A 3060-nucleotide genomic window follows, 5' to 3' on the forward strand; every position below is an offset into this window, starting at 1 on the left:
CTATCGTCGCTGCAACCCTTATTGTCGAGCTGCCCAAGCTAGGGCAGCTCGACCGCCGCAGCATCGCCGCGCTCGCCGGCCTAGCCCCCGTTGCGCGCGACAGCGGACGGCGGGCCGGACCGCGATCTATCGGCGGCGGTCGTCCCATCGTGAGGACCATACTCTACCTCGCCGCCCTCCAGGCGTCGCGCCGATCAACATCGTTCAGCCGTTTCCGAGGCCGCCTCCAAGACGCAGGGAAGTCCGTCAAGGCGTCCATCATCGCCACCGCCCGCAAGCTCCTCGTCACTCTCAACGCCATGCTCGCCGCCAGCTCCGGCTACCGCGCCGAAACCGCAACATGATTACAGTTGCCGGCAAACCCGGGGCGGTTCACTGCAGCTTGGGCTGATGCTTGATGTCGATGTGGATGAAGCCGAGGTCGTAGTCCCGGAACTTGCCTTCGCCTCGCTTGGGCCTGGCCGACGAGGGGGCGGCCGTCGGCTGATGCCCTTGGACCGGAGGATACGCCAGACGCTGTCACGGTTGAGGTGCGGCAGGAAATGCGTGACCACGAAGGTGAGGTCATCGAGGGCGAAGTTGGTGGCCCGGCGCAGGGCGCAGACCACGGCACGCTCCTCGTCCGTAGCCTTCCAGGGCAGCGTGTGTGGCCGGGCGGAGTGGTCGAGGCAGTCCCCTGGCCCTCGCATGCGCCATTTGCGGTGGTTTCGCTGCTGACGCCGTAGCGCCTGGCCAGCACGCCGGAGGGTTCGCTCGAGCGGGCAATCTCGGCACGGACGGCGGGGGTGGTGCGGGCATTCGGGTAAATCTGCAGCATGGGTCACTCTCGACCAGATGTACGGGCGCCGAAGCGCTCGAAGCGGTAAGCATACTCTACAATCGCGAGCCCCGCAGGATCCCAACAATGCTCCGCGACCAGACAATTAGGGGAGCACGTCAATCCCCATCTTGCAGCGAGGCCGCTTAGCAATGTAAGATGACTAAGGTCACATGCTCTGGCCTCTAAAGTAGAAGCTGCCCGTATGCTGCAAGCCTCGGCAGACAAAGACTTTCCTGTGCCGTGCAGTCCCGCACAGAAGAAGCCAGTCTAACGATGCCAGGCACCTACCAGCTTCTCATGTTGTAGAGCCGTGGTGTGACCACTTGGGTACATCAGCACAGCGCAGGCTCAGAAATTAGACGGAGGTAATAATGACTTCCGGCTTCCGCATCCTCATAGTAGGGCTCGCATTGGCGTCTGCGCCAATTCTCGCTTTGGCACAGCCGACACCTTCCGAGCCTCAGCCGAGACCACTACGCGGCGAGTTGCCCGAGTACCTCCGAGTTTTCAGGGAAAGCGGGTTGCCGCCATTAGTGGACCGGGATCGTGTTATCTTTGAGCAATCCAGGGAGTTACCTCCTAGGCTGCAGGGACGCACACCGGACAGCAACGCCACCCTAAATGTAGTCCCAAGTGGACGCCCAAGCATCTCCAATATGCAAGCTCGGACGCGGGATGTGGCTATCGCGAATCCTAGGGTTCGAGAGCAACTGGGCAGTCGCTTCTCGTTATTGGGGGGCGGTTGGGTCGAGCCAGAGAAGGGGAGGGGTGAGCCCTTTAGCAGCGAGCGCTTTGAGCTTCTCTTCTACAGTTATTCTAGAAACGTCCCTGTTAGGGTGATCACTGACAGAGGCGACATAGTTGAAGTCGAATCCCTTAGGCAAAGGGCGCAGCCGGCTGAGTCGCGCGAGGAGGTCGAGTTGGCGGCGGGGATCGTCCGCTCCGATAGGCGTCGGCGTGAGCAGACCGTCGGGCTGGCGGTGCAGGGCATCCAGACCCCCGCTCCGGAAAGAAGCGGGAGTCGCTATCTTTATCTCACCTTCCATAGGCCCGGCGAAGCCAGAGCGGTTTACCAAACGACGGTGGATATGACGGCCGGACGCATCGTCGAGTTTGGGCTTGTTCAGCAGCCGTAGCAGTTGTTCAGCAGCCGTAGCAGTACGGAGGGTCCATTATGCGCTCACTTCTCGTCGCACTCTTTATAGCAATTGCCTACGTTGCTCCAGCCCCTGCACAACCTCTCCTGTCCCTTCCTGATTCGGGGACGATGAACTGGAGCGAATGGCGGTTCTCGTGGGAAATCGGTAACGCGAACGACGAAGGACTGGTGCTTCGAAACGTGACTTGGAGGGGCGTGCAGGTCCTCCACAAAGCTAGCTTGCCTGTTATCAGGGTGAAGTACCGCGGGAACGCGCAGGACGTAAATTCCGGCTGCGGTCCTTATCTAGATCGCATACACAGCGGCAATATCTCTAGGTTCTCTGGCCAGTCGTCAGACGTTGTCGCCAGAATTTTCAACGATAATCTGCTTGAGGTGGCTATTTTTTCTGAGATTGGAGGTTATGATCTATACCAAGCTTACTACTTCCACAGGTCAGGAAGACTGGAGCCAATCCTTTACAGTAGTGGGTGGTCATGCGGCCACAACCGGCGCGAAAACGATCACCGCCACCACCCCTATTGGCGTCTTGATTTCGACGTCGAGACAACGTCGAACCGAGTTGACCACGCGCAATCAAACTCGAATAACACGGCTTCTTTTGCTCACTACTCCTCTGAGAGCGGATACACGGTCCCAATTGGCGCGACAGGCATTATATGGACGGTGAGCGCTAACTCAGGGCGACGAGTTGAGCTACGCCGCGGTTCAGGCAGCGAGCGGGCCGACACGAATGTTTCTCCTTGGTTTGGTTTCAGTGTCCGTGACGTAGGCGTCCGCCGCTACCGGGGCAGCGAGGATGACGGATGGCCGTTCAGCACCAACTCGCAAATCGGTTATCACTCTCCCCCGGAAGCTACCAGCGGACAGGATGTTGTCTTCTGGGCCATTAGCCATCTCTCGCATCAATGGAGCCGAGCGGATGTTGACAATCCGCAGTGGCACTCAGGGGGTTGGGTGATTGATGTCCGGTGGTAGGCACTTTGGTAGACCTTGTTGCACGGATCGGCCAGTTATGCCGGGAGTTGGTGAGTACGGCGACGCCGCGTATGCGGGCGGACCGACCTATCGTGCCGTCGCG

1 protein-coding gene and 1 pseudogene are annotated in these 3060 nt (G+C 59.7%); one reads left to right on the top strand and one right to left on the bottom strand.

Going from position 1 to position 3060, the window contains the following annotated elements:
• On the top strand, window positions 1–344 hold a 344-nt coding region (locus ACFHPP_RS30720; RefSeq protein WP_437167028.1), incomplete at its 5' end, for a transposase.
• A gap of 31 nt (window positions 345–375) precedes the next feature.
• Here the strand turns inward: ACFHPP_RS30720 and ACFHPP_RS30725 are convergent.
• Window positions 376–817 (bottom strand): annotated as a pseudogene (locus ACFHPP_RS30725) (IS481 family transposase); the annotation flags it as partial.
• Window positions 818–3060: the final 2243 nt, after the last annotated feature.

Origin of the sequence: Falsiroseomonas sp. E2-1-a20, assembly GCF_051433195.1 — a bacterium.
GTDB lineage: Bacteria > Pseudomonadota > Alphaproteobacteria > Acetobacterales > Acetobacteraceae > Falsiroseomonas.